The 25,490-nt window shown below is 68.0% G+C and carries 24 protein-coding genes; 19 read left to right on the top strand and 5 right to left on the bottom strand.

The annotated features are described in order from the left end of the window. Window positions 1-405: 405 nt before the first annotated feature. On the top strand, window positions 406-2,043 hold the full coding sequence (locus tag KY501_RS52345; RefSeq protein WP_224373126.1) for a sensor histidine kinase: 1,638 nt from the start codon (window positions 406-408) through the stop codon (window positions 2,041-2,043). Continuing rightward, window positions 2,040-3,485: a sigma-54-dependent transcriptional regulator gene (locus KY501_RS52340; protein WP_224373124.1), complete on the top strand. Its 1,446-nt coding sequence runs from the start codon at window positions 2,040-2,042 to the stop codon at window positions 3,483-3,485. The genes KY501_RS52345 and KY501_RS52340 overlap by 4 nt, the downstream gene beginning before the upstream one ends. A gap of 15 nt (window positions 3,486-3,500) precedes the next feature. Here the strand turns inward: KY501_RS52340 and KY501_RS52335 are convergent, their stop codons facing one another. Next, window positions 3,501-3,779, bottom strand: a complete 279-nt coding sequence (locus KY501_RS52335; RefSeq protein WP_224373122.1) for a mersacidin/lichenicidin family type 2 lantibiotic — start codon at window positions 3,777-3,779, stop codon at window positions 3,501-3,503. A gap of 290 nt (window positions 3,780-4,069) precedes the next feature. Between KY501_RS52335 and KY501_RS52330 the strand changes: the two genes are divergently transcribed. The 6 genes from KY501_RS52330 (at window position 4,070) to KY501_RS52305 (ending at window position 9,312) form a co-directional block, all read left to right on the top strand. Then, window positions 4,070-4,687, top strand: coding sequence for a hypothetical protein (locus tag KY501_RS52330; RefSeq protein WP_224373120.1), 618 nt, complete (start codon window positions 4,070-4,072; stop codon window positions 4,685-4,687). A 5-nt stretch (window positions 4,688-4,692) separates the two neighbouring features. Beyond that, on the top strand, window positions 4,693-5,406 hold the full coding sequence (locus tag KY501_RS52325; protein WP_224373118.1) for a hypothetical protein: 714 nt from the start codon (window positions 4,693-4,695) through the stop codon (window positions 5,404-5,406). A gap of 10 nt (window positions 5,407-5,416) precedes the next feature. Then, complete coding sequence (locus tag KY501_RS52320; protein WP_224373117.1) at window positions 5,417-6,058, top strand: hypothetical protein; 642 nt, start codon at window positions 5,417-5,419, stop codon at window positions 6,056-6,058. Window positions 6,059-6,160: 102 nt separating this feature from the next. Continuing rightward, on the top strand, window positions 6,161-6,604 hold the full coding sequence (locus tag KY501_RS52315) for a hypothetical protein (protein WP_224373116.1): 444 nt from the start codon (window positions 6,161-6,163) through the stop codon (window positions 6,602-6,604). 139 nt (window positions 6,605-6,743) lie between these two features. After that, window positions 6,744-7,676 (top strand): hypothetical protein, encoded by a 933-nt coding sequence (locus tag KY501_RS52310; RefSeq protein ID WP_224373115.1) that lies wholly within the window; start codon window positions 6,744-6,746, stop codon window positions 7,674-7,676. 16 nt (window positions 7,677-7,692) lie between these two features. Beyond that, window positions 7,693-9,312: a vWA domain-containing protein gene (locus tag KY501_RS52305; RefSeq protein ID WP_224373114.1), complete on the top strand. Its 1,620-nt coding sequence runs from the start codon at window positions 7,693-7,695 to the stop codon at window positions 9,310-9,312. A gap of 22 nt (window positions 9,313-9,334) precedes the next feature. On the opposite strand, the gene KY501_RS52300 is transcribed toward KY501_RS52305, so the two are convergent. Then, complete coding sequence (locus KY501_RS52300) at window positions 9,335-9,661, bottom strand: type II toxin-antitoxin system RelE/ParE family toxin (RefSeq protein ID WP_224373113.1); 327 nt, start codon at window positions 9,659-9,661, stop codon at window positions 9,335-9,337. 9 nt (window positions 9,662-9,670) lie between these two features. Then, window positions 9,671-9,913, bottom strand: coding sequence for an addiction module protein (locus KY501_RS52295; RefSeq protein WP_224373112.1), 243 nt, complete (start codon window positions 9,911-9,913; stop codon window positions 9,671-9,673). A 132-nt stretch (window positions 9,914-10,045) separates the two neighbouring features. Here KY501_RS52295 and KY501_RS52290 point away from each other — a divergent pair, with 132 nt between their 5' ends. The 6 genes from KY501_RS52290 (at window position 10,046) to KY501_RS53570 (ending at window position 19,709) form a co-directional block, all read left to right on the top strand. Further along, complete coding sequence (locus KY501_RS52290; protein ID WP_224373111.1) at window positions 10,046-11,884, top strand: sensor histidine kinase; 1,839 nt, start codon at window positions 10,046-10,048, stop codon at window positions 11,882-11,884. Then, window positions 11,881-12,588, top strand: a complete 708-nt coding sequence (locus tag KY501_RS52285; protein WP_224373110.1) for a response regulator transcription factor — start codon at window positions 11,881-11,883, stop codon at window positions 12,586-12,588. The genes KY501_RS52290 and KY501_RS52285 overlap by 4 nt, the downstream gene beginning before the upstream one ends. Window positions 12,589-12,729: 141 nt before the next feature. Next, entirely contained in the window at window positions 12,730-14,367 is a 1,638-nt protein-coding gene (locus tag KY501_RS52280; RefSeq protein ID WP_224373108.1) for an ATP-binding protein, read from the top strand. Further along, window positions 14,360-14,821 carry a response regulator gene (locus tag KY501_RS52275; protein WP_224373106.1) on the top strand — a complete coding sequence of 154 codons (462 nt, stop codon included), beginning with the start codon at window positions 14,360-14,362 and terminating at the stop codon, window positions 14,819-14,821. Before KY501_RS52280 ends, KY501_RS52275 begins: the two co-directional genes overlap by 8 nt. Window positions 14,822-14,825: 4 nt before the next feature. Further along, a complete protein-coding gene (locus KY501_RS52270; RefSeq protein ID WP_224373105.1) occupies window positions 14,826-16,397 on the top strand; it encodes a sensor histidine kinase in 1,572 nt (523 codons plus the stop codon). 60 nt (window positions 16,398-16,457) lie between these two features. Beyond that, window positions 16,458-19,709 carry a carboxypeptidase regulatory-like domain-containing protein gene (locus KY501_RS53570; protein ID WP_255637569.1) on the top strand — a complete coding sequence of 1,084 codons (3,252 nt, stop codon included), beginning with the start codon at window positions 16,458-16,460 and terminating at the stop codon, window positions 19,707-19,709. Between the two features lie 33 nt (window positions 19,710-19,742). On the opposite strand, the gene KY501_RS52260 is transcribed toward KY501_RS53570, so the two are convergent. After that, on the bottom strand, window positions 19,743-20,384 hold the full coding sequence (locus KY501_RS52260) for a hypothetical protein (RefSeq protein ID WP_224373104.1): 642 nt from the start codon (window positions 20,382-20,384) through the stop codon (window positions 19,743-19,745). Window positions 20,385-20,558: 174 nt separating this feature from the next. On the opposite strand from KY501_RS52260, the gene KY501_RS52255 reads away from it, so the two are divergent. From KY501_RS52255 to KY501_RS52245, 3 genes are all read left to right on the top strand, one after another. Further along, window positions 20,559-21,014 carry a MarR family winged helix-turn-helix transcriptional regulator gene (locus KY501_RS52255; RefSeq protein ID WP_224373102.1) on the top strand — a complete coding sequence of 152 codons (456 nt, stop codon included), beginning with the start codon at window positions 20,559-20,561 and terminating at the stop codon, window positions 21,012-21,014. After that, entirely contained in the window at window positions 21,011-21,439 is a 429-nt protein-coding gene (locus KY501_RS52250; protein WP_224373101.1) for a hypothetical protein, read from the top strand. Before KY501_RS52255 ends, KY501_RS52250 begins: the two co-directional genes overlap by 4 nt. Window positions 21,440-21,514: 75 nt before the next feature. Beyond that, window positions 21,515-23,005: a bifunctional metallophosphatase/5'-nucleotidase gene (locus KY501_RS52245; RefSeq protein ID WP_224373100.1), complete on the top strand. Its 1,491-nt coding sequence runs from the start codon at window positions 21,515-21,517 to the stop codon at window positions 23,003-23,005. Window position 23,006: 1 nt separating this feature from the next. On the opposite strand, the gene KY501_RS52240 is transcribed toward KY501_RS52245, so the two are convergent. Beyond that, window positions 23,007-23,489: a nuclear transport factor 2 family protein gene (locus KY501_RS52240; RefSeq protein WP_224373099.1), complete on the bottom strand. Its 483-nt coding sequence runs from the start codon at window positions 23,487-23,489 to the stop codon at window positions 23,007-23,009. Between the two features lie 115 nt (window positions 23,490-23,604). Here KY501_RS52240 and def point away from each other — a divergent pair, with 115 nt between their 5' ends. Both def and KY501_RS52230 read left to right on the top strand, forming a co-directional pair. Then, window positions 23,605-24,111, top strand: coding sequence for a peptide deformylase (def, locus tag KY501_RS52235; protein WP_224373097.1), 507 nt, complete (start codon window positions 23,605-23,607; stop codon window positions 24,109-24,111). 49 nt (window positions 24,112-24,160) lie between these two features. Next, a complete protein-coding gene (locus KY501_RS52230) occupies window positions 24,161-24,880 on the top strand; it encodes a sterol desaturase family protein (protein ID WP_224373096.1) in 720 nt (239 codons plus the stop codon). The last annotated feature ends 610 nt before the right edge of the window (window positions 24,881-25,490 follow it).

Raw genomic sequence — 25,490 nt, 5'->3', positions numbered from 1 at the left:
GAGTACAACCGCCTCTTCGCCCACCCGTTCACTTGGTCCTGGACTCGCTCCAAGATGCACGCATGGATGGACCGACACCGGTCCTGACTATGTTGAAAAACTTGTCGGACACTCCACTAGCGGACCTTCCGAACAGGTGGGGGCCACGGGCTGGAGTGCCGGAGTCGAGCCACTGGCTCGGGAGCCCCTGTCGGCCGGACTTCGGACCAACCTGTAGGACTAGCATACAGGTTCGGCCCAAGTGCGCCCGGAGAGTGTCCCTGTCTCCGCGGGTCGCCGAAGGTGCCCATCCTCCCGTCCCGGCGGTGGATGCGGTCCTCTCCGGGGGTGCCTTCACGGGGCGGCCGGAAGGGGATTAGCCTCGGGGGCTGATCGGTGGGGGTGCGTCGCCGCCGGGGACCTCGAATGCCGTCGTTCTTCCTTGCCTCGTCGGTGGTCGCGCTCCTGGTGGCGCTGTTCAACGCGCTGCTGGCGGGCTACGTGCTCGCCTCGGGCTGGAGCGATGGACGCAAGCGCCTGTTCGCCGTGGGCCCGGTGGGGGTGACGCTGTTCGCGCTCGCTTGGTTCCTGCTCCTGGTGGACCCCACCACCCGCGAGCCCCTGCGCACCACGGCCAGCTGGGCGGCGTTGCTGTCCATCTCGGGCTTCGCCGGGGATGCGCTGATGGATCTCGGGGCTTCGCGGGTGCGCCGCCTCCTGGTGCTCGTCCTGGGGCTCTGCGTGCTGGGGGGAGCCGGGTTCACGGCCTTCGTCTCGGCCAGGACAGGCCTGCCGTTGGGCGCACTGCTCCCGCAGTTGCTGGCGCTCTTCGGGGTGGGTTTCGTCGGCGGAGTCCGTCTGCTGCTCTGCCGGCACGAGAACGCGGCCATCCGGCGGCTGTCGCGGCATGGGGTAGCAGTTGTCACCGCTACGCTGTTGGTCTGCGTGGTTCGCGGGAGCATCGAGGTGGCGCGGGGAGGCTCGCCGGGCTCGGTGGTGCTCCTGTGCGTCATCTTGGCCGCGGAGACGCTGGCGCTCAGCTACATCCTCCACGAGCGGGTGGAGGTGCGTCCGCCGGTAGCGCGGGCGGTGACGCATGCGCTGCTGGCCATCGTGGCGGCGTTCGTCGTCGTCGCGGCGCTGAGGGCGCTGGGCTACCCGGTGGACCTGGGCCAGGTGGCCGTCACGGTAGTGGTGGCGCTGCTGGCCTCGCTGCTCTTCGTGGGGCTGGGTGATCAGATCAGCAAGGGGCTCGAGTTCCTCCTGTTCCCCAAGCAGGCCCGGATGACGGGGTTGCTGTCGGCCTCCCGAGCCGAGGCCGCAGCGCTGCGCAGCCGCCTGGAACGCGTGGAGCGGCTGGCCATCGCGGGCGAGCTGGCGGCCTCCGTGGCCCATGAAATCAAGAACCCGCTGGCGGCCCTGCGCGGCTACGCGGAGCTGCTCGGGGACTCTCCGGCCTACGTCGCTCCCGAACAGCGCGCGCGCTTCGAGAAGGCGGTGCGCATCATCCGTGAGGAGAGCGATCGCATCGACTCGAAGGTGGCGGAGCTGCTGAGCCTCGGGAGGGCACCCAAGGGCCGGCGGGACGGGCGGCCGCTGGATGTGTCCCGCGTGACGCTGGAGGCGGTGGCGGTGGCGGAGGGAGAGGTGGACATTCCGCCCATCGTCTCGAGGCTGGATCCGACGTTGAAGGTGGTCGGGGACGAGGATGAGCTGCGAGGCGTGCTGCTGAACCTGTTGAAGAACGCCGCCGACGCCATGCGCGAGCGCCCGGGAGGACGCATCGAGGTGGTGGCCCGGAGCGAGGAGGGCCGTGTGGTGATCGAGGTCCGCGATGAGGGAAAGGGGCTCGGGGAGGTGGACCGCGAGCAGCTCTTCCGGCCGTTCTACACGACGAAGACGGAAGGTACGGGGCTGGGCCTGGCCATCTCGCGCTCGGCCATCGAGGCGGCGGGCGGACGGCTCAGTCTGGCGCCTCGGGAGGACAAGGCTGGCGCGGTGGCCCGGGTGGTGCTGCCCGTGCTGGCCGAGGAGAGCCCTGTGGCTCGGGAGGAGCGGCGATGACGGAGGAGGCGAACGAGGCGAGCGGGCCCGAGGTGGCCATCGTCGAGGACGAGCGCAACCTGCGGGAGCTCTACCTGGACGTGCTGAGCGCGCGAGGGCTGCGAGTCATCCCGCTGGAGTCCGTGGCCGCGGCGGAGGAGTACCTCTCGCGGCGGGCGCCGGACCTGCTGCTGCTGGACGTGAAGCTGGGAGATGGGGACGGGCTGGTGCTGTTGGACAGGCTGCGAGCCCAGGGGCTGCGCACCCCGGTCATCGTGGTGACGGCGTTCGGTACTGTGGAGCGGGCGGTGCAGGCGCTGCAGGCGGGCGCGGCGGACTTCCTCGTGAAGCCGTTCACCAATGAGCGGCTCGTCTCCGCGGTGGGCGCGGCGCTCGAGGCGGGGCAGCGGTGGGAGGAGCTGGAGTTGGCGGCGCCCAGGCTCGAGGAGCGAAAGGAGGGTGGGGCGCTCATCGGCGCGGAGGGAGGGCTGAGGGACGTGGCGGCGCTGCTGCCGCGCGTGGCTGCCTCGGATGCCACCGTGTTGGTGCGTGGTGAGTCCGGGACGGGCAAGGAGCTCGTGGCCCGAGCCATTCACAGGGCTTCGCCGAGGCTGGATGGGCCGTTCGTCTCGGTGAACTGCGCGGCGCTGCCGTCCTCGCTGCTGGAGTCCGAGCTGTTCGGCTTCGAGCGCGGCGCCTTCACCGGAGCGCATGCCCGCCGCAAGGGGCTCATCGAGACGGCGGAGGGCGGCACGCTCTTCCTGGATGAGATTGGAGACATGTCCCTGGAGGCTCAGGCCCGGCTGCTGCGGGTGCTGCAGGAGCGGGAGATCACCCGCATTGGTGGGCGGGAGGCCGTGAAGGTGGACATCCGTGTCATCTCGGCCACGCACCGCGATCTGGACGCGATGGCCGCGGGAGGGCAGTTCCGAGCCGACCTGCTCTATCGTCTGGCGGTCATCCCCATCCGCCTGCCGCCGCTGCGCGAGAGGGCCGGAGACATCCCGGGCCTCATCGATCACTTCCTGGAGAAGCACGCGGCCAGGAAGGGCCAGCCGGCGCCTCGGCCGGAGGCGGAGACCCTGCGGCGGGTGGCGGCGTATCCGTGGCCGGGCAACGTGCGCGAATTGGAGAACTTCGTGGAGCGCGCGGTGGTCCTGGGCCGGTTCGACGTGGAGTCACTCCGGGCTCACCCTCCACCCGAGCCGAAGGCCGCCGCTGTGCCCGAGCCTGGGATGCCGCGGGAAGAGCCCGCGCTTCCGGAGCCGGGATCCGCCTCATCCGCGACCGTGCCCACCCTTCGAGAGGCGGTGGCGCGCGCTGAGCGGGCCGCAGTCATCGCCGCGCTGAAGGCAGCGGGAGGCCAGAAGACCGCTGCCGCCAGGCTGCTAGGGGTGAGCTACAAGACGCTTTTCAACAAGATCCACGAGCACGACATTCGCGAGGAGCTGCACATCGGCTGAGTGCCGGGTTCCTGCTCACAAGGGGAGCGGGACCGGGCAGTCGAAACGGGTGGAGGGGCAGTAGCGGAACGAGAGCACGGTGCTCGTCGGGCAGATCCGGATTGTCTCCGTGCTGCACAAGACTCGTGCCGTCTGGAGGACGAATCCGCCGACAGCGTCCTCGAGCTCGGAGTCGTCGAGTTCGGTGATCGACTTGCCGGAAGGGTTCTCCGGGAGTGCCTGGCGCTGCTCGGGGGAGAGCAGGGCTCGGAACTCCGGGTCCTTCCACGCGCGGATGATGGTTTGAGTGTCCATGGGGGGGCTCCGGGTGAGCCCGCCTCCACCATGGAGGCGGGCAACCAGATGGAGTGCGCGAACGCACGTCTGTGACGCGCGGGTCGGCCCACGGCTCGCTCGTCCCCGCTCACCCCGGCCAGCCGGAGCGCGGGTACGGCCCGGGGTACCTGTGTAACGCGTTACATACCTCTGCCTCGCGCCACTCATTCGAGCCCGCCTCTCGGGCCCTGTCTCGCAGGGACTGCGCCGGGGCACGGGGCTTGCTCCTCCGACGAGCGGCGCGATGACGCGCCATCGAAGGAGGCCCCATGGGCTCTGCATCCCTGGGTGTGGCGGTGGACCGTCCGCACCTGATCGACACACTCCTGCGGTTGCTGGACAGGCCGGCGCGCTCGGCGCTGGAGCTGGCTCGGCGCCCGTTGTCCGCCACCCTGGCGCCGGCGGTGCTCGGCACCTTCCTCGTGGCCGCGGCCTCGGCGCTCGCGGGCTGCATCACGCTGTCGGGCTTCCGGCTCGTGCCGCGGCTCGATGTGCTTCGTGCCGTCTTCGAGGCCCTGCTCGTCGTCGTCCCCGGCACCACCGTGTTCGCCGTCTACCTGCGGCTGCGCATCCCTCCGCGCGCCTTCCTCGCGGCCACGGCGCTCGGGTTGCTGGCCGCCGGAGTGGTGGCCGCCTGCGTCCTGCCGCTCATGGGCTTCATCGCCGTGGTGGCCGTCAAGTCGCGCATGGACGTGCCCATTCCGCTGCTCTTCGTCCCGGGGCTCGCGCTGGCCACGGTGGCGGCGCTGCCGGCCCGCGTCATCGTCTCGCTCGACTCCTCGAAGGCCGCGCGGTGGCTGTCGCGCGCCTTCATCTTCTTCCTCGGCGCCGTGTTCGTCTTGCGGATCAACACGGCGCTGCTCGGCATCCACACCTGGCTCTGGTGATTCCCATGCATGCACGGTCTGAACCGCTCTCGCCGTTCGTTCCCTGGTCCTCGCAGGACCGCACGCCGCTGCACGAGGTGGAGTTCTCGATTCCTTCGGTGGGCCGGCAGTCCCTCCTGGTGGATCTGCTGAGGGACCCGTCCTCCATCACCGAGCGGCTGTTGGATCCCTCCCGGCTGCAGGGCGTGGTGCTGGGCTCGGCGGGCATCATCGCCGGGTGCACCAGCTTCTTCGCCGCGGCGGCCAGCGTGGCGCGGGGCAAGGAGGCATGGTGGGGCGCCGCGGCGCTCACCTCGCTGAACGTGCTGATGTCGCTGGCGGCGTCGCTCGGCCCCATCTACGCCACGGGCATCCTCCTGGCGGCCCGAGTCCCCCTGGCGCGGCTGGTGGCGGCGCTGCTGGCGGCGACGGCGACGGGCTCGCTGCTGCTGGCGGGGCTCGCCTCACCCTTGTACCTGCTGACGCGGCTCAACCCCGAGTGGGCCGGGCCGCTGATGCTCACCTCCTCGTTCCTGCTGGCCGGGGCGGCGGCGGGTGCGCGCATCCACAGGCTCCTGAGCCACATGGCCGAGACGGTGACGGGCTCGGCGCTGGGAGAGTCCTCCGCGAAGCTGAGCACGGAGGATGCGTTCCGCGTGGGCATCCTCGCGCGCATCTCCTGGATGATGCTGGCCTTCACCCTGGCCCTGGGCTTCTGGGCCTTCAACGCGCTGGGCTGAGGAGGCGGACATGACGGCGCTTTGGATTCTCGAGGCCTATGTCGTCCTGGGAGCGGTGTCGGCGGTGCTCGTCCTCGTGCGCCGCTCCGCGGGCCCCTTCCCGGCGCGTGCGAGCCAGGCCCTGCTCGCGGTGGTGCTCTGGCCCTTCGTCCTTCCGCTGGTGCTGGCGCCGGAGGCCGCCGCCGGGTCCGAGCGGAAGGAGGGCCGCAGCGAGAGGGCTCGGAGGTTGGATGAGGTGGTAGGCCAGCTGGAGGAGTGCTGGCGGCAGGCAGCGGTGGAGCGTGCGTGGGCGGGCGAACAGGGACGGGAGCATCAGCTCCTGGATCGCTTCATCTCGCGGCTCCGCTCGCAGCAGCGGCGCCTGGAGGAGATGGAGGCGGCGCTGGCCGCGGCACCCGCGAGCGTGAAGGAGCGGCTGGCCCGGCTGCACGAGCACGCAGTCGCCGAGCTCGAGCACAGCATCGGGCTGGTGGAGGACCTGGCCGCTCAGCTCACGCTGCTGCGCTTCTCGGACCTGGGCAACCCGTCCGCCGCGCGAGTGGAGCGCAGCCACATCGAGGAGCTGCTGTTGCGAATCGAAGCGCTCGCGGAGGCCTCGCAGCCCACGGGGGACGAGTCGCTGCCCGCGGCAGGGACGGTGGCGCGCGCTTGAGGGAGGTGGCCGGAAGGGAACACCTCCCTCGGGAGTTCCCCCTGGCCCCGCTGTTGCACTGAGCGTTCTCCGTCAACGTAAGAAGTCCTTGGAGAGCGGTTCATGGCGACGATGACTTTCGGAGAAGCGATGGCGGGGTTTTCGGATGTTCTCTACACGCGAGCGAAGGAGAACATGGCGGACCAGCGCCAGCACCTGCTGCATGCGCCGGGGGAGCAGGCCCACGCGCGCGCGACCGTCACCTTCGATGTGACGTTGGGGAAGGGTGGGTTGGTGAGTCTCGACGTAAACCGGTATTGCGCGGGATTCACCCTGCGCTGCAGTGCCGCGTTCGTGTCGCAGAATGCGACGCCCGTGGTGTCCGGCTACATCCACTCGAGCGATGGGGGCGGCGCCGAGTTCTCCCACGTTCGGATGGACCAGCGCGTCCAGTTCGAGCTGAAGACGAGCTTCTGGCGCAGCACTGTGTTCGGCCTCCACCTGCGCACCACGCCGGCCCTGCCCGAGGGCACGGTGCTGCAGGTGTGCATGGACATCGGCTACTGAGCCCCTGGAGGGGGAGGGGCCACGGGCCCGCATGAGCAAACCGTGAGGAACAAATGAGGTGGCCTGGAGGCTTCTCGAGGCCTCCGGTGAGACCTTTCCATGCGTCCCGGTCACTGCTGGCCGGAAGCACGGAGACCTCATGTCGCACATTTCCTTTCACGCCCAGATTCGCCGGACTCCTCCCTCGAAGAAGCCGAGCCTCCTCCTTTATATGGCGCTGCTGGCCCTGCTGAGCGGGACGGGGTGCGCCGCCGTCGGCCATGCACCGCTGCCTGCGGAACTGGCGCCCATGGTTTTCGCGGCCCAGGCTGCGGCCGAGCCTCCCATCCTCACGGAGAATCGCTTCGCGCGGGACACCTCCGGCAGCATCTCGGAGGAGGGGCTTCGGGAGGTGCTGGCGGCTCCGGTGTTCCTCGAGGAGAAGGCGCGGGTGGGCATCGTCCCTGTGCAGGGGGCGTATGCGTTGGACCTGGACGTGCCGCTGCCGGCCGTCACGGCGGCGTTGGCGGATGCGCTCGACATGTCGGGCACGTTCGAGCTGGCCAGCGAGGTGTCCACGGACTTCCCGGTGGACCGTGGCATCTCGGGCCTGCGGGAGCTGGCGGCCCGTTACCGTTGCGACTACCTGCTCATCTACCGGCACCGCTTCGTGGACGCGTCGTACGCGAACCCGGCGGCGTGGGGGTACCTGACGGGCGTGGGCGCGCTGTTCATCCCGGGCAACACGCTGGAGAGCTCCGGAGTGCTGGAGGCGACGCTGTTCGACGTGAAGACGGGCACGCTGCTCTTCACGGTGAACGAGCGTGTGCACGCGCGGGACACCGTGAACATCTGGCACCACGAGCTGAAGATGCAGTGGATGAAGAAGCAGATGCTGGAGAGCGCCACGCAGAAGCTGGCCGACCAGGTGCTGGGGAAGGTCCGCCATCTCGTGGCGGCGCGGACGGGCCTGGAGCGGAAGCCTTCACCCGCGGTGGTATCGTCTCACCAGGTGCCACCCGCCGCTGCACCTCTCCAGGAGGAGCCCTCCGCGCGGCAAATCCCCGTCACGGTCTCCACGGCAGGTCTCTGAGCGCGAGAGGGACATCATGAAGGCGACGATGATGAAGAGGCTCGCAGAGGCCACGCTCGCTGTGGCGCTGGCGCTTGGGGTGAGTTGCTCGAGCATGTCTCCCCCAACACACTACAGGGTCGCTCAGCCTGCCGAACAGGCGCCGCCCGAGGAGTTCTCGAAGCTGGCGGTGGTGAACGGCAAGCCGTTCGCGGACATGTACTTCAAGAACTACGGGGTGAACCCGACCATCGACACGGAGGAGGAGAACGTCTCGACCTTTTCGGTGGACGTGGACACGGCCTCGTACACGCTGGCGCGCTCGTACCTGTCGCGGGGCGTTCTCCCGGAGGAGGAGGCGATCCGGGTGGAGGAGTTCATCAACGCATTCAAGTACGACTACCCGGATCCGGGCTCGGCACCGTTTGGGGTGCAGGTAGAGGCGTTCCCGTCCCCGAGTCGGCGGGGCTACCACGTGCTGCACGTGGGCCTCAAAGGCCGTGAGGTGCGCGCGTCCGAGCGGCTGCCCACGAACCTGGTCTTCACGATCGACGTGTCCGGATCGATGGCAAGGGAGGACCGGCTGGGGCTGGTGAAGCAGTCGCTGGCGATGCTGGTGGAGCAGCTCGACTCGCGGGACACGCTGTCCATCGTGGTGTACGGCGACAGCGCTCGGACGGTGCTGGAGCCCACGCGCGCGACGGCTCGCTCGTCCATCGTGTCGGCGATCGAGTCGCTGAAGCCGGAGGGCTCCACGAACGTGCAGGCGGGGTTGGAGATGGCGTATGCGATCGCCGCGAGCCAGGCGCGGGAGGGCTCGGTCAGCCGCGTCATCCTGTGCTCGGATGGCGTGGCCAACAATGGCATCACGGACGCGGACAGCATCTTCGACTCCATCAAGGAGTACGCGCGGCGTGGGGTGAGGCTCACGACGGTGGGCTTCGGGATGGGGAATTACAATGACGTGCTGATGGAGCGGCTGGCGCAGGTGGGGGACGGGCAGTACGCGTACGTGGATCGACTGTCGGAGGCGAAGCGGCTCTTCGTGGAGCAGCTCACGGGGACGCTGCAGTTGATCGCGCGGGACGTGAAGGTGCAGTTGGAGTTCGACAAGGCGGTGGTGTCGCGCTACCGGCTGATCGGCTTCGAGAACCGCCTGTTGAACAAGGAGGACTTCGCGAACGACAAGGTGGACGCGGGGGATATCGGCGCGGGCCACACGGTGACGGCGTTGTACGAGGTGAAGTTCCGGGATGCGAAGGCGCTGGAGGCGCCCGCGTTCGCGACGCTGCGCATCCGGTACAAGGATCCGGACACGAAGCTGGAGGCGGGCGCGTCGCAGAAGGTGGAGAAGTCGCTGCCGACGGCGATGGTGCGCCAGAGCCTGGAGGCGGCGTCGGGGCCCACGCAATTGTCGCTGGCGGTGGCGCTGTTCGCGGAGAAGCTGCGCGGTTCGTACTGGGCGCGGACGGTGAAGTACGAGGACCTGTTGAAGCTCTGGGGACAACTGCCCGAGCGCCTGCGCGAGCGCGAGGAGGTGACGGAGTTGCGCCAACTCATCAAGCAGGCCCAGTCCTATGACAAGCGCGGGGATAGGTTCGAGAAGGCAGCGCCCGTGGAGACCATGGACTTCGATCACGTCCCGGTGGTGCGCTGAGGCTCGCGAGGTGCGAACACGGTCATGGTTGGCGCAGGAATGGCCGAGCGCGGGTGAGCCAGTAACCAGGGCGGCGGCGTATGTGCGCGACAGCCAGCACGACGACGCGTTCGTTCGCGACGATGTACGGTAGGGCGAAGGGGAAACGCGATAGCAGGAAGCGATGGATAGGAGGGGTGTGGTGCACTCCAGGCCAGACAGGGAAGGTGCCGGGTTGATCGGCGATCACGCGGAGGGCTTTTCGCACCTCTTCGATGAAGACCTGACCCAGCTCGGGCCCGCGGAACCCATACCAATCGGCCGCGGCATCGAGCTCCATACTGGCGCTGGGATGAAGACGCGTGAGCACAGGCGATCGCTACCGATGACCATTCCGCAGCCGTGCGGAGATGCGATCAAGCACTGCCTCGGCATCCTCGGTCTCGACGGCACCGGAGAGAACGTCATGCGCGCGCTGTTCGACCTCCTGCGCCCAAGCCCTGTCGGCATCCAGGTGAGCCTCCTCGTCCTCCAGGCTGACGAGCAGCTTGTGAACGAGGCGGACGCGTTCCTCTACCGGGAGTTGCAAAGCGTCAGTGAGCAGGTCGTCCGCGTTGGCCATAGGGGGAAATCTAGCATGAGGGAGGCATTGGCTCAGCTGGCGGATGGGCGGGGAGAGGAGATGCCTGGCTGTGCGCTCCCGCTGCGGGGAAGTTCTCGGAAGTCATGTCTCGCCCCGGTGGTGCGCTAGCCCATGTGGCGTCGACTCCTGCCCATGCTCGTGGTCATCGGCCTGGGGCTCGCGGTGCTCGCCGCGGGCCTGGGGACGCTGCACGGCATCTTCGTCCGCGAGCGGGAGGAAGGCCGTCGAGCCCTGGAGGAGCGGCGCCGAGCCCTCGAACTCTACGCTCGACAGGCGCTGATGGACTCGCTGCGGCAGGCCATGGAGGAGGCCGAACCACGGCTCCAGCAGGCCGCGGTGGATCCGCTGGTACCGGACTCGGACGTGCTCCTCTTCCGAGCCGGTCGCCAGCTCTTGCCACGGACCTCGGCACCGCGAGGAGATGACGCCACCCCCGCACGCACCCTCCACGAAGCGCTGGAGTCCCAGGGCCCAGGAGCGCTGGCCGCGAAGGAGGATCCCGAGGAGCCGTGGGCGGAGCGGCTGGTCCTGATGGATCACTTCCTGACCGCGCTGAGGTCCTCCGAGCGCTCGGCCGTGGAGCGTACACTCCGAGACTGGCTGGCCCACCGCGCGCGCTTCGTCCTGCCCATCGCGAAGGACGCAGCCGCCACGGTGTGGCTCCTGGAGCGTTTCCAGTCCACCGGCCAGCCCGACTCAACCTTGATGCGCTCGCTCCTCCGGGAGGGCGTGCAGGGCGCGAGCGGCTCGCGAGTCGAAGGACTCCAGCGGGTGCTCCTCGAACGCCGCGATGCCTTCGGACGCGCCGACTTCACCTTCCTCCGAGAGCGCATCGCCCACCTGTCGGAACTCACCCACGTGGACTACGTGGACTTCAACCAGCGAGCGACCGCCGAGCCCGGTGCGCACCTCCCCCTCACGCTCCCACTGACAGAGCCACAGCTCCGGCCCGAAGGCTGGTACGTCGAGCCTGCAGGAAGGGACGGGGCACGAGGCGTGAGAGTCGGCGCCACCGCGCTCATCGAATCCGTGCGAGGAGAGATGCGCCACCGAGGGCTCCTGGACGAAGAGGATCGCCTGGTCCTCTCGCGCACGGACACCCCCGCACCGCTCTCCACGCTGGCCATCGCACTGGAGTCCCCGCGCATGGTGGCGGCGGTCTCGGAGCTCCAGTCCGGCTATCGGCTCAAGGCACTACTGCTCGGCTTCAGCGGAGCGCTGGCCCTGGCCATCATCGGTCTGGCGGTGCTGGCGCACGAGCGCAAGGTCCGCTTCCTGGCCCTGCGCTCGGAGTTCGTCTCCACCGTCTCCCACGAACTGCGCACTCCACTGTCCGCCATCCGCGTCATGGCCGAGACGCTGGAGCGGCGGGTGGGTGGCATGCCGGGAGCGGGCAACTACCCCTCGCGCATCATCGCGGAGGCGGATGCGCTGGGCCGGCTGGTGGAGAACATCCTCACGTACAACCGTTTGGAGAAGGGCCGCTGGGAGTCCCGCCGCGAACCGGTGCCCCTGGAGCCACTGCTCCAGCGCGTGGTGGAAGATGCCGCCGCCCAGACTGCGACGCAGGTGGAGCTGAAATCCGAAGGCCTGACCGGAGTCTCCGTCCCCGGAGACCCCGAGCTGCTGCGGATGCTCTTCTCCAACCTGGTTCACAATGCCTGCAGCTACACCACACGCTCACCCGTCGAGCTGCGAGTGGAGGCCCTCCAGAACGGAGCCACGGTGGTGCGCTTCAGCGACAACGGGATCGGCATCCCCCGCGAGAGCTGGGAAGCCGTCTTTGAGGAGTTCCGCCGGCTCCGCAGGGAGGGCCTCCCTGCGCGAGGAGGCAGTGGCCTCGGGCTGGCAATCTGTCGAAGAATCCTCTCGCTGCACGGAGGCACCCTCCGCGTCGCCGCCTCGAGCCCCGAGGGCACCACCTTCGAACTCACCTTCCCGCCCGCATGAACGCACCCACCGCCGGAGCCCGAGTCCTCGTCGTGGAGGACGACCCGAACCTCCGCCTCACGCTCGTCGACAACCTGGAGGAGGAGGGCTACGCCGTGCAGGCCGCGAGCACTCTGGCCGAGGCGCGCACGCACTGGAAGGCCACTGCCTTCGACGTGGTGGTGCTGGACATCATGCTCCCGGACGGAGATGGCTGCTCGCTCTGCCGGGAGATGCGCCAGGCGGGCACCACCAGCCGGGTGCTGATGCTCACCGCGCGCACGCTGGAGGACGACGTGGTGCGAGGCTTCGACGTGGGCGCGGACGACTACCTGGCCAAGCCCTACCGCCTGCGCGAGCTGCTGGCGCGCATCCGAGTCCTGTCCCGTCGAGGAGCCCCGGCCACCCCACCCACCGAGGTGCTCGCCTTTGATCGCTTCCGCGTGGACCTGGACTCGCGCCGGCTGCTGGACGCGAGCGGCCAGGCCGTGGAGCTGACGCGCACCGAGTTCGATCTGCTCGTCTACCTGTTGCGCAACTCGGGCAAGGCGCTCACGCGAGATCAGATCCTCACCTCTGTCTGGGGCGAGGACGTCGTCGTGGACGGACACACCGTGGACAACTTCGTGTCCAACCTGCGCAAGAAGCTGGAGTGGACGGCTGACTCGCGCTTCGAGATCCGCTCCGTGCGCGGCGTGGGCTACCGGATGGATCTCCACAAATAGGAGCGCCAGGTCCGTCCTCTTCACGCGCAGTGCGAAACCCGAACGGACTGCGTGTTTGGACTGTCGTATTCCCGTCAGAGCGCTGCCCCGCGGGAGGAGGGAATCCTGCGCGAGGCGCGCGAAACGGTCTAGGAGACAAGGGTGCTCGACACACTCCCCCAGGCGAGCATCCTCCTCGTCGACGATCTCCCGGCCAACCTGCTTGCGCTGGAGGCGCTGCTCGCGCCGTCTGGGCATCGGCTCGTGAAGGCGGCCTCTGGCCAGGAGGCGCTCCGGTGCGCGCTGCTGGAGGACTTCGCCGTCATCCTCATGGATGTGCGGCTGGGAGACATGAGCGGCATCGAGGTGACGGCGATGCTGCGGGACCGTGAGCGCACCCGCCACACGCCGGTGCTGCTGCTGACGGCGGGCAGCAGCGACGATCGCGAACTGCTGGAGGGCTACGCCCACGGCGCGGTGGACTACCTTCGCAAGCCGCTGGTGACGGAGGTGCTGCGCGCCAAGGTGGCGGTGTTCGTGGATCTGTTCCGAGCGCGCGAGTCGGTGCGGCGCCACGAGGAGCGGCTGCGTGCCCAGGAACGCGAGGCGTTGAAGAGCGCCCACCGCGAGCAGATCCACCACCTGCTCATGCAGGCACCTGCGGGCATCACCATCCTGCGCGGGCCGGACTTCATCTTCGAGTTCTCCAACGCGCTGAACGAGAAGATCGTCGGCCGCCGCATCCCCATGGGCAAGCCGCTGCTCGAGGTCATCCCCGAGTTCGCGGATGAGCCGGAGGCGGTGGTGGGGCTGCGGCGCGTGTTGGAGACGGGCAAGCCCTTCCAGGGGAGCGAACTCTCCAGCAAGTGGGATCGTCACGGCACGGGCCAGCGGGTGGAGAGCTTCTTCAACCTCTACTACGAGCCCATGCGGGACGAGTACGGCCACACGGTGGGGGTGCTCACGTTCTCCGTCGAGGTGACGGAGCAGGTGCTCGCGCGGCGCAAGGCGGAGCGGCTCGCCGCGGAGCTGAACCAGCTCAACGCAGAGCTCGAGCACCGGGTCCGCGAGCGCACCGCGCAGCTGGAGGAGGCCAACCAGGAGCTGGAGTCCTTCAGCTACTCGGTCTCCCACGATTTGCGAGCGCCGTTGCGCCACATCACCGGCTTTGCCCAGCTGTTGTCGCGCAAGGTGGGAGCGAATCTGGACGACACCTCGCGCGGCTTCCTGGAGACCATCATCCATGCGGCGCAGCAGGGCGGCACGCTTATCGATGACTTGCTGTCCTTCTCGCGCATGAGCCGGGCGGAGCTGCACAAGCAGACGGTGGACTTGCGGAAGGTGATGGAGGCGGTGCGCCTCGAACTGGCCAGCGACGCGGCCGGGCGCGCCGTCGAGTGGCGTATCGGGGAGCTGCCTCGGGTGAAGGCGGATCCGGCGCTGCTGCGCCAGGTGGTGCGCAACCTGCTGGCGAACGCGTTGAAGTACACCCGGCCCAAGCCGCACGCGCTCATCGAGGTGGGCGCGCGCCAGACGGACGAGGACGTGGAAGTCTGGGTCCGGGACAACGGCGTGGGCTTCGAGATGGAGTACGTAGACAAACTCTTCGGAGTCTTCCAGCGGTTGCACTCTCCGGACGAGTTCGAAGGGACGGGGATCGGCCTGGCGAACGTGCGGCGCATCATCGCGCGCCATGGGGGGAGGACGTGGGCTGAGGGTAGACTGGGGGAGGGCGCCACCTTCCACTTCTCGCTGCCTCGCGGTTCATCCGACCGGAAAGACGAGCACTCCCATGACTGAGCTCAAGAGAATCCTCCTGGTGGAGGACAGCGCCAACGACGTGGCCCTCTCGATGGCGGCCCTGGAGGAGATCAGCCTCGCCAATGAAGTCGTCGTGGTGAGGGATGGGCAGCAGGCGCTCGACTTCTTGAACCGCCGGGGGGACTACGCGAACCGGACGGACGGCAACCCGGCCGTGGTGCTGCTGGACCTGAAACTGCCCAAGGTGGACGGCATCGAGGTGCTCTCGCGAGTGAAGGCGGATCCGAACCTGAAATCCATCCCCATCGTGATGCTGACCTCTTCACGCGAGGAGCGCGATCTGGCGCGCAGCTACGGACTGGGGGTGAACGCGTACGTGGTGAAGCCGGTGGCCTTTCCGGACTTCGTCAGGGCGCTGAAGGAGCTGGGACTCTTCTGGGCCGTGGTCAACCAACCACCCCCGGGGTCTCTCGCGCAGCCGACTCGGAGGTAGGGCCATGCGGAGCGCTGCGACAGAGCTCGAGTACACCCCCGCCGAGAAGCCTCTGGCCATTCTGCTGCTGGAGGACAGCGAGCTGGATGCGCGGCTCATCCGCCTGCAGCTCGAGGAGAGTGGGCTCGTCTTCCGCCTGGACCGGGTGGACAACCGGGAGGACTTCCTGGGTGCGCTCGTGCCTGGGCGCTACGATCTGATCCTGTCCGATTACGACATTCCGGGCTTCGACGGCCTGCATGCCTTGAACGCGGTGCGTCGGCTGCTGCCGGACATGCCGTTCCTCTTCGTCTCGGGGGCGCTGGGAGATGAGCGCGCCATCGAGCTGCTCAAGCGGGGCGCGACGGACTACATCCTCAAGGATCGGCTGGAGCGCCTGGTCCCGAGCGTGAAGCGGGCTCTGCGCGAGGTGGAGACGGAGCTGCGGCGTCGGCAGACGGAAGAGGCCCTGCGCAGGTCCGAGGAGCGCTACCAGTTGGTGATGCGGGCCACCAGTGACGTCGTCTGGGACTGGGAGCTGGACACGGACACGCTGCATTGGAGCGATGCGGTGGAGCAGGTGTTCGGCTGCGGGAAGAAGGCGCTGGGCAGCGGCATGGAGGGCTGGATGCGGCGCATCCACCCGGAGGATCGCGATCGGGTCCGGACGGGGATTCAGGCGATGATCGGCTCGCGGGCGGATCGTTGGCAGGACGAGTACCGCTTCATGAAGGAGGACGGGAGCTTCGCGGTGGTGGCGGATCGGGGCTACATCGTTCGGGAGGCGGGAGGCCGGGCGGTGCGCATGGCGGGGGCGATGCAGGACGTCACCGAGCACAAGCGCTCCGAGGAGGAGCGGCAGCGGCTCTTGAGCGAGGCGCGCCGGCGCGTGGAGTTCGAGCAGCAACTGGTGGGCATCGTCAGCCATGACCTGCGGGCGCCGCTGAACGCCATCCTCGCGGGGGCCTCGATGATGCTGCAGCGCAACGGCATGGAGTCGTGGCAGTCGAAGACGACGGCGCGGATCCTCTCGTGCGCCGAGCGCTCCACGCGGCTGATCAGGGACTTGCTCGACTTCACGCAGGCGCGCATGAGCGGCGGCATTCCGGTGAGGCCCGCGTCGGCGGACCTGCACGAGCTGACGCTGCAGGTGGTGGAGGAGAACCGCGCGACACACGCCGAGCGGGACATCCAGGTGAGCCAGAATGGGGACGGGCGGGGGCAGTGGGATGCGGACCGGATGGCGCAGGTCGTCTCGAACCTGGTGAGCAACGCGCTGAAGTACAGCCCGGAGAAGACGCCGGTGAAGGTGGAGACGTGGGGCGAGGAGGAGCGGGTGCTGCTGCGGGTGCACAACCTGGGCGAGCCCATCGCGGCGGACCTGCTGCCGCGCATCTTCGAGCCGCTGCGGCGAGGCAAGCGCCGTTCGAGCCGTTCGGATCGCAGCATCGGACTGGGGCTCTACATCGTCCGCGAGCTGGTGCTGGCGCACGGGGGCGCGGTGGAGGTGAGCTCCACGGAGGCGGAGGGTACGACCTTCACGGTCTCGCTGCCTCGGACGGCGCCCGCCACTCCGGAGGCCGGAACGGGCGGGTGACGGAGGCTCCCGGCTTCCCTTGAGGGAGCGGGCTTGCGAGACTCCTCGCAGGAGGGGCCCATGCGCAGGCGGGTGCTGGGTATTGCGGCAGTCGTGGCCGTGGTCGTCATGATCGGCGTGGGGTGGAGCCTCCAGGGAGGCGCACATCCCGAAGCCTCCAAGACGGCACCACGCACGAGCCAGACCGGATGGGGCAAGACGGAGCGGATCCGCCCCGAGCCCACTCCACTTCCGAGCGGCACCCTGCATATCCGCGGCACGGTGAGAGACGAACGGGGCCCGGTGGCGGGGGTGCGGATCTCCGCGACGCGGCCCATGCCGGGAGAGACGCTCTCGGAGCTCACGTGTCCCGAGGACGTGTCCAAGGACGGGAGCCCGATCCGCAACGCCCGAAAGCTGCCGGAGTGCATGCAGGAGTCCCGCGGTTTCATCCTGGAGCTTGTCGGAGCGCGCGAGGGAGAGGCTCCCCTATATGGAGAGACTGTCTCGGCGGCGGACGGGAGCTTCGAGCTGGAAAGGCTGCCGGAGGGGGACTTCACGCTCTGGGCGTTCGGGGAGCGGGGAGCGCAACTGCGGCTGGGAGTGAAGGCCGGAGCGCAGGACGTGGAGCTGGTGCTGGAAGAGGGGATCACGCTGGAGGGCGTCGTCCTGAACGAGGGCAAGCAGCCGCTGGCCGGAGCGCAGGTGACGCTCTTGAACGAGCGGCACACGCGCTTCTTCGACACGCGGAGCGGGCCGGATGGGCGCTTCCGCGTCGGCCCCTTGCCGAAGGGAGACTACGCAGCCATCGCCGCGAGCGAGGGCTGGCTGCCCACGTTCGAGAGCCATGACTTCCTGGATGGGCTGAAGTGGAAGCTGGTGCTCGTGCGCCCGAAGAACCTGGTGGGCCGGGTCCTGCTCGACGGGGCACCGGTGCCAGGAGCCGACGTCACGGTGAAAGCCTGGGAGTGCCAGAGCTTCACGGAGCGCAAGCTGAAGACGGACGCGGAGGGCCGCTTCACCCTGGAGCAGCTGGAACCGTGTGCATACGACTTCACGGCGGAGCGGGACGGGCGGTATGCGCTCGCGCAGCATGTGCTGGCTCCCAGGCAGCCTGCTCCGGAGGTGGTGCTGAACCTGGGGGAGGCATTGACGGTGGAGGGCACGGTCTGGGACGAGGCTCGTCACCCGGTGCCAGGCGCTGTCGTCAAGGCGAAGCCGCACAGGGACTACCTTCGATCCTGGACGTCCACCACCGATGCGCGGGGGCATTACCGGATCGGGCCTGTGAAGCCGGGCTCCTACAACTTTGAAGTCTCGAGAGCGGGATACCTGGATCTCGATGAGCCCCGCAAGCTCGGGCGGGACATGGGAGCGATGGACCTGACGCTGCAGCGTGCAGTTGTCCTCGCGGGGCGGGTGGTGGATGACGAGGGGCAGCCACTCGAGGACATCAAGCTCTCGGTGGACACTTCGGAAATCGACCGGAGGGAGGTCGGTTCCTACGAGGACTTCCACACCACCTCGGACGCGGAGGGCTGGTTCACGCTGGACGTCCCCGAGGCAGGCAGTTGGAAGCTGGAGACCGAGGGTGGCGACTTCGTCTCGCAGGAACAGACTCTCCAGGCGCCCGACGAGGATGTCCGAGTCATCCTGCACCGAGGGGCCTCGGTGGTGGGGACGGTTACCGATGGACGGGGCATTCCGCGGGAGCGCGTCTCGGTATCGCTGTGGAAGGAGGGCTCGGAGAAGGATGGCGAAGAGATCTCCGTGGGGAATGTCTCGACGGATTCAGAGGGCCGCTTCGCCTTCCGTGGGTTGATGCCCGGGCGTCTCATGGTGGACGCCACGCAGGAGCACGATGGCGTGGAGCAGAAAGCGGTGAAGGTCATCGAGCTGCAGGGCACCGAGCAACTGGACGTGGCGCTGCGCTTCGAGGAGGGGCATGTGCTGTCGGGGGTGGTGGTGGACGGCCAGGGCCAGCCTGTCGCGGACGCTTTCGTCCAGGCGGAGCAGCAATATCCGGACGCGGCTCCGGGCAACTGGAGTCGAATCATCATGGTCTCGTGCGGGACGGACCGCGACAGAGGGGCGCGGACGGGCGCGGACGGGCGCTTCACGCTGAAACACCTCGTGGCGGACGCATACGAGGTGTACGCCTCGAAAGAGGGCTACACCTTCGTCCCGGCCCGCTCGCAGGGAGGAGAGAGCACCGACGAGAACACCTTCCGGGTGCGCAAGGCGTCCTCGGAGGTTCGCATCGTGTTGGAGCGTGAGGGCCGCATCACGGGGCGGCTCCTCGGCCCGGATGGCGCACCGCTTCAGTCGTTCAGGGTCAACCACAAGGACCAGGAGGCTTCGGGAGGCCGTTTCGAGGTGCCCTTCGATGAGTCGGGCGAGGTGCGCCTCGAGTTCTCCGCGGAGGATCTCGCACCTCTGGTGAAGAGCGTGAATGTCCGCCAGAGGGTGGATGTGGATCTGGGAGACGTGCGGATGGGGGGAGGCCGTCGGGTGGCGGGGCGGGTGGTGGACGCGGAGACGGGCGCGCCGGTGGCCGAGGTGGAACTGCGCCTCGAAGAGCTGCCTCCAGGTCCGGAATTGCGCGGGGCGATGGGCTTCCTGGCCATGACGCAGGCGGATGGCACCTTCGAGGTGCCTCACGTGGAGGAGCGGCCGCTGATGCTGGTGGCGTACCACGGGGACTATCGGGTGGGCCGGGTGGCGCTGGGAGCGGGGGGTGGGGAGGAGAAGGTGACGGTGCGGCTCCAGGCGGGAGCGCGGATCGAGGCCTCGGTTCGAGACGCGGCGGGCAAGCTGCTGCGCGCGGAAATCACGCTGGAGCAGGAGGAGGGCAACGAGTGGAAGGTGCTCTCCCTGCGAGATGGCACGGGAGTGGGTACGGGGCTGGAGCCGGGCCTCTACTCGGCGCGAGCCGTCCCGTCCGACTTGCGCCTCAGGACGCTCTTCGTTCCTCGGCAGGTGCGGATCCCCGAGAGCGGCCGGGTGGTGTTGGACTTCCAGGAGACCAGGGACGGTGCGACGGTGGCGCTGCGGGTGGCGGATGGGGGGGAGCAGCTCGCGGCGATCCTGATCTCGGGCCAGGAGCCTCCTCCTGTTTCGGTGGGGACGTTGGCGCTGTGGCGGACGCGGGGGGTGTTGGCGGTGGGGGAGCAGGGCGTGGTGAAGTTCCGGTCTCTGCCACCGGGCCGCGCCACGGTCCTGCTGGTGTCATGGAGTTCGGTGCCTCAGTTCCACTTGGAGCAGCTGGAACTTCCGGCGGACGCGGGGGAGCGGGTGGTGCAACCGCACTGGCAGCCAGTCCCGCAGCAATAGCCGCGAGCCTCCTGCTCGGAGTTCCCGAGGGATTCAGGTGCCCTTGCGGAGTACGGCGAGGGCGTCGACGAGGGCGGAGGTGTAGTCGACGAAACCGTCAGGGGTTTGAGAGCTGGCGCGGACGACGGAGCCTTTGTTGGCGAGCACGCCGAAGCGGGCGCCAGGGTTCTCGAAGTAGGCGCTGCGGAAGGCCTCTTGGATCATCTGGGCCTGCTGCTCGGGGTTCATCTGCGCCCAGGATTTGCCTTGGCGGAGAGCCTTGGCGAAGTCATAGCCATCGCCGAGCGTCTGGGCCCAGAGGGCATTGGGGACATAGCCCCAGCCGCCGTGCTGGTACTGCCAGACGTGAACGAGCTCGTGGATGATGATGGAGGTGTACTGCGAGGGGTTGGCGTAGGCCTTGCCGGGGAGGTTGATGGAGTTGGCGAGGGTGTAGGCGCGGCTGCCATTGATGAGCTCGGTGAAGGAGCCCATCTTCTCGATGCGAACGAGCGGGTACTGGATGGCCGAGGCGAACACCTTGCGAGCGGCCAGGAGCTCGGAGTCGTTGAGGGGGCGCTTGTTGGGCAGCTTCTGCACGGGAGGCGAGGCCGCACTCACGAGGTGGAGGTGAGGAGCCTTGGAGGGGTTTCCCTGGGAGGGGGAGTGCGGTTCGGGATCGATCTTGGCGCCCACGGCCCGGCTCCTGGTGAGGGTTCGAGCGGAAGCGTACCGCAGGAGCGCGCAAACCCGGTTCAGGGGAGGGGCTGGGGAATTTCGAGCACTGGACATCTGCTCGGGCGAGACGCATGCCGTCAATTGGTACGAATTCGGAATATCCGAAGATGGAATTCTGGTAGAGAAGGAGGCATGAAAGCGCTTCGACTCATTCTGGAAGTGCACCGGGCGACGCACCGCATCGGGCTGTTCTTGGAGACGGCGGAGCCGCCGTTGGACGTGTCCCAAGGGGAAGCCCACCTGCTTGCCTGGCTGGTGGAGGCGGGGGACTCGCCGATGAGCGCGCTGCACGGGGCGTTTGCGCACAAGCGCTCAACGTTGACGAGCTACGTGGACCGGCTGGAGGCGAAGAAGCTGGTGCGGCGGGAGCTGCGAGCGGAGGACCGGCGTTCTTTCCAGGTGTGCCTGACGGCGGCGGGGAAGGCGTTGGGGGCACGGGTCCATCGGCACCTGGAGACGTTGGAGGCGGCGGCATTGGAGAAGGTGGGGGAGCGGGACGTGGAGGGCTTCACGAAGGTGTTGGAGGCGCTGATCTCGGAGAGCGAGGGGGCGGCGCCTCGAAAGCGACGGAAGGGAGGAGTGGCATGAGCACGAGGGAGTTGTCGGACGCGGAGTTCCTGGCGGCGATCGAGGCGGCGAGCTACCCGGGGGATCAGTTCGGGCACCGGGGGCACTTGAGGCTGGGGTGGCTGTGCCTGAGGGCGCACGGCTTCGATGCGGGGCTGGAGCGGATCCGGGGCTTGGTGCGCAACTACGCCACGGCATTGGGAGCGGCAGGGAAGTTCCACGAGACGATGACGCGGGCTTGGGCCGAGCGGATGCAGGTGGCGCTGGACGAGACGCCGGGGTTGGGCTCGTTCGACACCTTCCTGGCGGCGCATCCGGAGCTGCTGGACTCGAGGATGTTGGGGAGGCACTACCGGAAGGAGACGTTGGACTCAGCGGCGGCGAAGGCGGGCTGGGTGCCACCGGATTTGGAGCCGTTGCCGAGCCGGAAGCAGGCGATGCGGTAAGCGCTGAGAGCAGGCCGGAGCTCGGAGCAGGCAGAGGTTGCCTCGGGGCGAGGGCTGTGGTCCATGTGGCGGCCCATGACTCGCGCCCTGCTGTTGTTGTTGCCCCTCTCGCTCACGGCCTGCCAGACGACGCGAACGGTGACGCTGGTGGGCCTGAGCGACTACCACGCGCATGCGGTGCCCTTCACGGCGGAGGGAGAGGCGAACCGGGGCGGAGTCGCGAGAGCCATCGCCTACCTGAAGGAGGCGAAGGGGCGAGGCGACACGTTGGTGCTCTCGGGTGGTGACACGTTGAACAAGGGCGTGCCCACGTGGAGTGACGAGTACCCATGCGTGGAGTGGCCGTGGTTCAACGGTTGGGTGGACGCGATGGCGTTGGGCAACCACGACCTGGACTACGGGACAGAGGCGTTCGAACGGTGCCGGGCATCCATCACCTATCCGGTGCTGAGCGCGAACCTGGTGAAGGAGGACGGAGAGCCCTACTTCCAGGTGGAGGGGCACCCCTGGCTGGTGCGTGAGGTGGGAGGTGTCCGGCTGGGGCTGTTCGCGGTGGGAGGGCCGGACATGGCAAAGCTGGTGAAGGCGGAGAACCTGCCAGCGGGGACGCACTGGGAGGACGGGAGAGCGGTAGCGCGGCGCATCGTGACGGAGCTGCGAGAGCGGGAGAAGGTGGACGCGGTGGTGCTGTTCGGCCACCAGTCGAGAGAGGACGACGAGGCGCTGGCGAGAGAGGTGCCCGGCATCGACATCATCCTCGGAACGCACTCGCACTACCGGGGCGAACTGCGGCTCATCGAGGGGACGCGGACGTACTACGTGTCGCCGTACCAGTACCTGGCCTACCTCTCGGAGGTGCGGCTGCAATTCAAGGGGAAGAAGCTCGAGCAGGTGACGGGAGGGCTGGTGAAGCTGGACGCGAGCCGTCCGGAGGATCCAGAGGTAGCGGCGCGAGTGGCGGAGCTGCAGCAGCGACTGAAGGAGAAGCGGCCGGAGCGTTTCGAGGTGCTCGGGAGGCTGCCGCGAGCCTTGCCGGACGAAGGCATCTCGACGGGAGAGGCACCGATCGGCAGGTGGGCGACGGAGGTGCTGCGACAGGCGTCAGGGGCGCATGCCTTCTTCGCCACGTCCTCGACGTTCCGAGGAGGGCTGCCAGCGGGAGCGGTGACGGTGGAGGACTTCTACGCGGCGATTCCGTACCGGAATGTGTTGGCGCTGGCGGAGATGACCGGAGCGCAGTTGCAGGAGTGGTTGGTGTTGGTGGAGTCGCGGCGGGGAGCGGACGGCTTCAGCCAGTTCAGCGGGGTGCGGTACACGGCCAGGGACGGCAAGCCGGCGGAGGTGGAGATCCTGAAGGACCCGGCGCACCCGGAGGCGGGCTACACGAGATTGGATCCGTCGGCGACCTACCGGCTGGGCACGCTGGAGTTCCAGGCCTACACGGCCCAGGGCTATCGAGAGCTGTTCGGGAAGGCGAGCAACCCGCGGCGCACGTCACTGGACATGCACACGCTGCTCATCGAGGCCCTGAAGGCCGGGTCCGCCGAGCCACTTCCAGCGCACTGACTCAGGGGCCGGAGACGCCGTGCTCGCGCATCCACTTGTCGAGGCCGGCCCGAGCGGTGGCCTGGACCTTCTTCTGGAAGAAGGGGGTCCACCCGAGGAGCAGCCCGGGAGTGCCGAGGGCCTGGCGTGACCAGCGGTGGAAGTTGAAGCGGTCGCGGTGCCGGAGGATCTTCCCGTCGCGGAACTCGAATTCGGCATCGATGATGTTGAGAACCTTCCGGCCGGTGGAGGCGAAGGTGTAGCGAGCTTCCCAGTGAGCGCGACCGGTGCGGTCATCGGCCTGGACGTCGCGGAACTCGAGCGAGAAGTCCTTGGCGCGCTCGGTGAGCATGCGCCACATGGAGGTGACGCCGGCATGCCGGAGACCGACGAAGGCCTCATCGGTGAACTCGGCGTCTGGGTGGTAGCAGGAGGCCATGGTGTCGCCATCGCGCTTCTGGAAGGCGGAGTAGAGGGTGTGGATGAGCTGGGCGTTGGGGTGCATAGGGGGTGTGTTAGCAGACTCGAGGAGTCCGGGGTGAAGTAGGAGGTGTAGGGCGGCGAACGAGCCGGGTGCGGTTCTGCTCAGCATGGGCGCGCGGGCATGGCAGAGTGGGGCCATGGCGCGCGACATCGTCCTCTGGCCCCACAAGATACTGAGTTCAACGACCCAGCCAGTCACAGACTTTGGCCCTGCACTGGAGAAGCTGTTGAGCGAGATGCTCGAGGCGGTGCAGGAGGCCAAGGGGATTGGCATTGCGGCGAACCAGGTAGGCGAGTCCCTTCGGGTGGCCCTGGTGGGCCGCGAGGATGGGACGTTCTTCGAGATCGTCAATCCGCAGATCCTCGAGCGCTCGGAGAAGATCACCCTGGAGGAGGGGTGCCTCTCGGTGCCGGACGAGTGGGAGAAGGCGCCGCGTTTCAAGAAGGTGAAGGTGCGCTACCAGGACAAGACGGGGCAGTGGCACGAGGTGGAGGCGGAAGGGAGGCTGGCGCACGTCTTCCAGCACGAGATCGACCACCTGGACGGGCACGTCTTCGTGGAGTTGCTGTCGAGCCTGAAGCGGACGCTCATCCAGGAGCGGATGAAGAAGCTGCAGAAGGCGTTGAAGAGGAAGAAGGACTGAGCGCGCGGCCCGGCAAGGGAAGAGCGCTTGGCTGTCCACAGGAGGCTGTATGGGCGCGGCGTCCCTTCCCGAGCACGTGGAGAGGTTCCGGACGGAGTACCGGCGGACGGAGCCAGGGAAGCGCTACAGCGGCTGGGCGCACTTCGGGTTCACGAGCCTGGGCTCGCTGGCGGTGATTGGGCTCGCACTGAGCCAGCTGTCGGAGGTGAGCCTGCTCGAGTGGCTGACGGTGCCGGCGAGCTTTCTCCTGGCGAACGTGGCCGAGTACCTCGGGCACCGAGGGCCCATGCATCACCGGACGAAGGGTTTGGGGCTGGTGTACCGGCGGCACACGCAGCAGCACCACCACTTCTTCACCCACGAGGCGATGGCCTACGAGTCGAGCCATGACTTCCGGATGGTGCTCTTCCCGCCTGTGCTGCTGCTCTTCTTCCTGGGAGCCATCGCGACACCGATAGGAGCACTCCTCTTCACGCTGGGCTCACCGAACGCGGGATGGCTCTTCGTTGCGACGGCCATGAGCTACTTCCTGACCTACGAGTGGTTGCACTTCTGCCACCACCTGCCAGCCGACCACCTGGTGGCCCGCCTGCCGTTGCTGGCGAAGCTGAGGAAGCACCACTCGGTGCACCACGACTTGAGGCGGATGGGGCACTTCAACTTCAACATCACCTTTCCGCTCTGCGACCGGCTGTTCGGGACGAGCTGGAAGGCGGAGCCGGCCCTCACGAAGGGCCCACCGCCGGTTGGCGAGCGGACTGGCCTGTAGCACCTGCCCTTTCGGGTAGCAGGCAGGCGGGGAGGAAGGAAGTCCCTCGGAAGAGCCCGACTGAAGTTGGGGGTTCTCACCCTTGGGAGCCATGCACACCATGGCGCTGCTGATCACCTGTGGTTCGATCAAAGAAGGATTTGACGAGCAGGTAACGAAGCGGTAGTGATCCTGCCCCTCCGCGCGACGGACTCGTCACAACGGTGTCGAGCCCAGCGGGCGGGGAATGGAAAAGTCGACGAAGTCGGTTGACACCCAACGCGGCAACGAAGTAGAAGCCGCGCCCCTCGACCGGGAAGGGCAGTTCGGAAGAACGGCCCAGAAGGGCTCGAGGAACTGACAGATTGAATAGTCACCGGTAGCGGTTGACAGGGGAAGCGGAGTCGAAGTAGAAGCCGCGCCCCTCCGGACGAAAGAAGTGAAGCGGTTCACCGCTGAACAGAAAACGGCCGGGAAGGAAGTGGCGGTAGGTGAGGGTTGAACAAATCACCGAAACCGGTTGACAGGGCGGGCGGAAACGAAGTAGAAGCCGCGCCCCTCCTCAAGAAGCAGAAAGGACTCACTGGAGTCCGGAGCTGCGGAAGAGGACGAAGCCGAAAGGGCGAAGTTG

The sequence above is a fragment of the Hyalangium versicolor genome, from assembly GCF_020103695.1.
In the GTDB taxonomy this organism is placed as follows: Bacteria; Myxococcota; Myxococcia; order Myxococcales; family Myxococcaceae; genus Hyalangium; species Hyalangium versicolor.
Note: the sequence above shows the minus strand (reverse complement) of the source record. Positions and strands in the feature narration are given on the sequence as shown.